The following is a 6,460-nucleotide window of genomic DNA, read 5'->3' on the forward strand; positions in this document are numbered from 1 at the left end:
TTATTCATTCATCATGGACAGGCTGTCCGTTACGCCGCGAACGGCTAACATAATGGCATCTGGGCTGGAAGCCGCGCCTTGGGCCGTTTCCAAATCGATATGTCCTTCTTTGTAAAGTTTGGCCAACGATTGGTCAAACGTGTTCATACCATAAAACTCACCGGTTTGCATCACTTTTAACAAATCGGACGGTTTGTTTTCAAAAATCAGTTTGCGTACTTGCGGCGTAGAAACCAGAATTTCTACAGCCGGGCACATACCCATATCGATACCGGGCAGTAAACGTTGGCAGACAATACCGCGGATAAGTTCGGACAGTTGCAAACGAATTTGTTCGTGTTGTTCTACCGGGAAAGCATCCACCAAACGCGCAATTGTTTGCGTAACGTTTACGGTATGCATCGTACCCAGCACCAATTGGCCGGTTTCGGCCGCGCTGATAGCGGCTTTCATAACTTCGGGGTCGCGAAGTTCGCCGATTAAAATAACGTCCGGGTCTTGACGCATAGCCGCCCGAAGCGCACTTGTGTACGACGGAGTATCAACCCCTAATTCCAACTGGCTGACGATACTGCAATTATCGTTATGGATAAATTCCACCGGGTCTTCAATGGTCAAAATATGGTTAGCACGCGTTTTGTTAATATAGTCAATCATGGCGGCCAATGTAGAAGATTTACCGGATCCGGTCATACCGGTTACTAAAATAAGTCCACGGCGGTTATCGGAAATTTTACGCAAAATATCGCCGGGCAAATTGAAATCTTCAAAAGACGGAATTTTATACGGGATGTGACGGATAGCCATACAATATTTGCCCATCTGACGAAATACGTTAAAACGGAAACGACCATATGACTTAGCATCCAAAGAAAAGTCCACCGTATTATATTGTTCAAAGATTTTGCGTTCGCGCTCTCCCATACACGCAAAGGCCATTTTTTTAGCATCGTCGTTGGAGACGAAACTATCTTCAATCGGTTTCATTTGCCCGTTCAAACGGACATATGCGTTGGAATTGCCGCGGATATGCAATCCGCTGGCTTTATTATCTACTACGGTGCGTAATAAACTTTGTAATCCTACTCCCATAATTTTCTCCTCTGACTATCTGTTTTTTTTACGGCGCAAACAAGCCGGAATCATCATTTCATCTTCGGGTGGCGTCGTCCGTTCTTTTTCAAAAGATGAAAATACATTCGTCGTCGTTGGCTTGGTAGATACGGATACAAACGACGGTTGCGACGGCAACTTCGGGCGTCCTTGAAACACGCGGACTTTGTCGGAACTAAATCCGGTCGCAATTACCGTTACCTTAAATGTACCGGCCAACGAAGAATCATATGTATAACCAAACATAATGATTGAATCATTACTGGCATATTGCCGAATTAAATTCATCACTTCGCCTTGTTCCAATAAAGTCAAATTTTCTTCGGCGGAAAAGTGAACAATAAATCCTTTGGCGCCACGGATATCGGCATTTTCCAACAGCGGTGAAGAAATCGCTTTTTTAACCGCTTGCAAATGGCGTTCGGGCCCGCTGGCTTCACCTATTCCGATAAGCGATTTATGGGAATGGCACATGACTTTGCGGATATCGTTAAAATCAATATTTACTTCACCCGGTTGCGTAATCACTTCGGAAATACCTTTAACGGCTTGCAAAAGCACTTCATCTACCATTTTGAAGGCATCGCGCGAAGATGTTTCCGGGTCAATGTTGGCAAACAATTTTTCGTTCGGCACGATGATCATGGAGTCCACGTATTTAGCCATTTCTTTAATACCTTCATCGGCTTGTTTTTCGCGCACGTATCCTTCAAAATTAAACGGGCGGGTAACTACACCTACGACGAGCAAATCATCTCCGTACAAATCTTTAGCCAATTTAGCCAAATACGGAGCAACGCCGGTTCCCGTGCCGCCCCCCATTCCGGCAGTAATAAAAAGCAAATCGCATTGACCGATAATGAGTTTGAGTTTCTCGGCCGATTCTTCGGCGGCCAATTTACCGCGTTCCGGGTCTCCGCCTACGCCTAAACCTTTGGTAATTTTTTCGCCCACTTGTACCAGATACGGGGCTTGGTTACGGCGCAAATCTTGCGCGTCGGTATTAACAGCAATAAAATCAACATCTTTTAGGCCGGAAGACACCATGTGGTTAATCGCGTTACCACCGCCGCCACCGACACCGATTACTTTAATTTTGGCCTTTTTCGATTCAAACGAATTGGCCGGCATAAACAAATCTCTTGTCATAACATCCTCTATCAACCGCCGAAAATATCCACGTTTTTGAACCACTTACCGATTTTGCCGAACAACGACGAGTTGTTTTCATATGTAGGACGGCCATACACTTCTTGCACCCCCGATCCGGCGGCGTAAATCACAAGCGACATCGCCGTACTGAATTGCGGGTCAAAGAAAGCATCTTCACTGGTAATTAAATCGCGCTGAACGATACCGCGGCGGACTTCTTTAAGTCCTAAAATGTTTACACAATGTTCCGTAATACCCGGCATAAGCGAACCGCCACCGGTTACCACGCCCACCACCGGGAAATTTTTATATCCCGATGCTTCCACGCAATGGGCCACTTGTTCAATCAGTTCTTCCACGCGCGGCTGAATAATATCTAACACATAACTTTTTTTAATGTTATGCGTGCTGCGTCCGTCCAACGACGGTACCGGCACTTCGCCTTCTTCATCTAAAAATGTCGGGAAAGACACGCCGTATTTTTCTTTAATTTCTTTGGCGTTAGCACGCGAAGTATGTAACACGCGCGATAAATCGCCGGTGATCAAATCGCATCCGTAGGGAATATCACGGGAAAATTTCAAAATGCCGTCAATGTAAATACCGACGGACATGGTTTCCCCGCCCAAATCCAAAATAAGCGCACCGATATCTTTTTCTTCTTGCGACAGGACACATTCGCCTAACGGTACCAGCCCGTAAAACGTATCATCAATTTTATAACCGGGGCGTTGAATGGCCTTGGCCAAATTATTCATGTGGGTAGAAGATCCCGTCGTGATATGCACGTCCACTTCCAACAAAGAACCTTCCATTCCTTCGGGGTTAGTAATGCCGCGTTGTTTATCAATAGAAAAACCTTGTGTGATTACGTTGACGATTTCATTATCGTTTTTAAGCGGCATGGCTTTGGCATTTTCTACCGCGAGGTCCATATCGTCTTGTGTAATTTCTTTATCCATACGGGAAATATTATACGTACCATGGTTGCTAAATGATTCTAAATGAGCCCCGCGCACACCGACGAACAAATTACCGATATTGCGGTTACATTCCCGTTCAATACTTCCCAAAAGATGTGTAACGGCGGCAGATGTTTCCCGAATATCCGACACCATCCCCCCGCGTATCCCCCGACAAGGCACACTTCGCCCGGCCAACACTTTTAATGTATTTGTTTCTGTATCATGAGCGGCGGCGATACACGTCAATTTTCCGCTTCCCACATCAAGTCCTGCGATTAAAGTTGGTTTTGCCATAATTTGTCCACCTGTAAGTAGAATAAATTTTAGTATAAAAAAACGGTTTAGGTCTAGTGATTTTTAGGCCCAACTTCTATTATAAATATTACGGAGCCTTTTGTGTCAAAAAAACTTTCCCATTTTCAAAATAAGCAAAGTGTAACACAAAGGGTGTCTTATATTTTCCCCGAGCAATTGCCATAATTTGGGCGGCACGCGCGGCTTTCTGCTTTAATTGTACGGCAGAGCCGAAATCAATTTCATTTCCGTCGGGCAAATGCATACGGACGGTATTGTCGGTCAAATTCATTTGTAAAAACGTAAAATTTAATTCTTTATTGAGTTTGAGTGTACTTTCCACCAAATCAATAAACTCACTGCTTAATTTTTCCGGCACTTTTCCTTCCAACGCTACCGAGGGTACTTCGCTAAGCAAACCGGGGTTCGGGTCAGCATAAACCGTACTGTCTTTGTCAATAAACGACACACTACCGTCGGGCCGAATAAATTTAGCCAATGGTACGCGATGTTTAGCAAAAACCGTTAATTTCCCGCTAAACAACCCACGTTTAACGGATACATCGGTAAGCATCGGATATTTTTTGATGATATTTTGACGAAGTTGGACAGCGTTTTTAATAGTAAAAGGTTTGTTTTGATGGACGGATGCTAACGCAAGTAAAGCCTTGTTCAAATCGCCGGTGATACCGGCAACCGCCACGCTTTTGACATGCCAATCGGACAAGCGGGCTTGCGAAATCGTGCGGTACAGTTTGCGTCCGCCCCAATAACCGCCGCCCAGCACAAGGCCGACGAGCAAGAAAAAAACAATCAGTTTCAATAAAAACCGCGCCCCATTGTTCCCGCGTCCGGTTCTTTTCCGTTTGGATAAAGAAGCCGTTGATTTCCGGGAATAGTTGCGCGATTTTATCATGTGATAACCCAAAAAATAAATGGGCGGAAAGGGACTTGAACCCTTAAGGACTTTCGTCCATACGGTCCTGAGCCGTACGCGTCTGCCAATTCCGCCACCCGCCCAAGTGTATATATTTTAGAATATTGCAACAAAAAAATCTAGTGATTTTTAGTCGTATATTTAGAAACGGATATTGTTTTTGAACGTCTGTTCCATTTCGCGGTTTAAGTCACGCTTTTTAAGTGCGTCGCGCTTATCAAACAAGTGTTTGCCTTTGGCGACCGCTAATTTCAGTTTAGCCCAACCGTTTTTAAAATAAATTTCCAACGGGATAAGTGCATATCCCTTCAGTTCGGCTTTGGCGGATAATTTACGAATTTCTTTTTTATTTAAGAGAAGTTCCCGAACACGCGTCGGTTCCAATTCGGTAAGCGAATTAAACTTATACGGTTTAACGTGCATATTATACACATACGCACGCCCGTTTTCTATCCGCACAAAACTTCCTTCCAAACTGACCTCTTTTTGACGAACCGATTTAACCTCGGCCCCCAGTAGAGAGAGCCCGGCTTCGTAATCGGATTCAATAAAATAATCGTGATAGGCTTTGCGGTTGGAGCACACGACTAAAACGGACTGTTTTTTCGGCATGGGTATATTATAGCAAATACGCACCTAACAGACAGAAAACAGGCCGGAGCGTTTGCTCCGGCCTGATGGATATTTTCACAATTAGTGAGCACAGGTGCAGTTCCAAGTTCCCGTCACACAACTGCAGTTTTTCCAGGTTCCCCAACCGCCACATCCGCAGCTCCATGTTTGTCCCGCCGGGCAGTTTACGGCCGCATAATGGAAGGAGAACAGCCGGCCATTCGTGTTATACGAATGACCTTTGTCCAACGTTCCATCAAAATCTTTATTGATCACTTCCGGCAAAACATAGCCGTTGCCACCAATATCCGCTGACGGGTAGCATCCGCAGTTACTATAGGATATACAGCACGAACCGTGCGGTTTGTTACTTTCCGAACAACCATTATATGGGGGTGTACAAGAACCACAACCATCGTAGTGATATCTCCAATTGCTCGCAGCCGTACAAGACCACTGTTGCGTTCCGGGATAACCGTTCAAACAAGTACAGGGGTCCGAACCCGGGTTTTCATCACAACAAGACGAGTTTCCACTACAAGCGGAGTATGCCGCACTACCCGTTTTCCATTTGTGAGTAGATGTATTACAGTAGTGCGTACGGGTACCACAGTTGGTCGGATAGTTGGCCCCCGATGGAGTACAAGGTTCCGTTGCATTCCCCGTACATTCTATTTCTACACATCCCGAATTATCCCAATTACCGCAAGTTTTGCCATACGAATTGGTACATGTACAAGTTCGGGTTGCTGTACCGGAATATCCGCTGGGGCAAGAACCGGTTTCCGTTGTGGTTGCTCCCGGATTACACCGACATGACCAATTAGATGCCCAGTAACCGCTTCCCTGACAGGTTTTAATGTTTGTGCCGGCTAAACCATCAGTAGAACAACTACTTCCTTCAAGGACTGCGCTTGTTCCCGTACAAGAACCGTAACCACCCCAAAAGCCATTGGAACAAGTACGAGTTTGGCTACCGCACTGGTTACATTCTCGACTTTGTTGCTGTCCATTGGTACATTCGCAATCCGCCACCGTACAAGAACCCCAAGCGCCCCAAGTTCCGGTGCTGGTGTCGCAAGTACGTGTTTGTGTACCTGAGTTGTTACATCCGCAAGGTCTCGTGTTTGTATAACCACCTTCCGGAGCGCATTCACAATGAACCCCTTGACAAGCACTCCAAGCGCTCCATTGACCGGTTGTCGTATCGCAAGTACGTGTTTGCGTACCTGAATTATTACAACCGCAGGATTGTTCACTAGCCCCCGGACAAGGAATGGGCGGGTTACAACTTTCTTCCGTAGCGGTATAATCCGCACGGGCAATCAGTTGGTTGCACGGCGGATAATCTTTATTTAATTTATCGCATTGGTTACCCGGTGCATCC

At 45.7% G+C, this 6,460-nt stretch carries 5 protein-coding genes, 1 tRNA gene and 1 pseudogene; all 7 read right to left on the bottom strand.

Going from position 1 to position 6,460, the window contains the following annotated elements; all coding sequences use genetic code 11:
• Positions 1-1,092: a type IV pilus twitching motility protein PilT gene (locus ACQY3H_RS06770; RefSeq protein WP_428075856.1), complete on the bottom strand. Its 1,092-nt coding sequence runs from the start codon at positions 1,090-1,092 to the stop codon at positions 1-3.
• Positions 1,093-1,107: 15 nt separating this feature from the next.
• On the bottom strand, positions 1,108-2,262 hold the full coding sequence (gene ftsZ, locus ACQY3H_RS06775) for a cell division protein FtsZ (RefSeq protein ID WP_428075857.1): 1,155 nt from the start codon (positions 2,260-2,262) through the stop codon (positions 1,108-1,110).
• A gap of 11 nt (positions 2,263-2,273) precedes the next feature.
• Positions 2,274-3,524, bottom strand: coding sequence for a cell division protein FtsA (gene ftsA, locus ACQY3H_RS06780; protein WP_428075859.1), 1,251 nt, complete (start codon positions 3,522-3,524; stop codon positions 2,274-2,276).
• Positions 3,525-3,612: 88 nt separating this feature from the next.
• Entirely contained in the window at positions 3,613-4,440 is an 828-nt protein-coding gene (locus ACQY3H_RS06785; RefSeq protein WP_428075860.1) for a hypothetical protein, read from the bottom strand.
• Between the two features lie 20 nt (positions 4,441-4,460).
• Positions 4,461-4,544 (bottom strand) — tRNA-Leu (locus ACQY3H_RS06790).
• A 58-nt stretch (positions 4,545-4,602) separates the two neighbouring features.
• A complete protein-coding gene (smpB, locus tag ACQY3H_RS06795) occupies positions 4,603-5,073 on the bottom strand; it encodes an SsrA-binding protein SmpB (protein ID WP_428075861.1) in 471 nt (156 codons plus the stop codon).
• An 81-nt stretch (positions 5,074-5,154) separates the two neighbouring features.
• A pseudogene (locus ACQY3H_RS06800) lies at positions 5,155-6,460 on the bottom strand (hypothetical protein); the annotation flags it as partial.

It is taken from the genome of Candidatus Avelusimicrobium luingense (assembly GCF_902757105.1).
Taxonomy (GTDB): domain Bacteria; phylum Elusimicrobiota; class Elusimicrobia; order Elusimicrobiales; family Elusimicrobiaceae; genus Avelusimicrobium; species Avelusimicrobium luingense.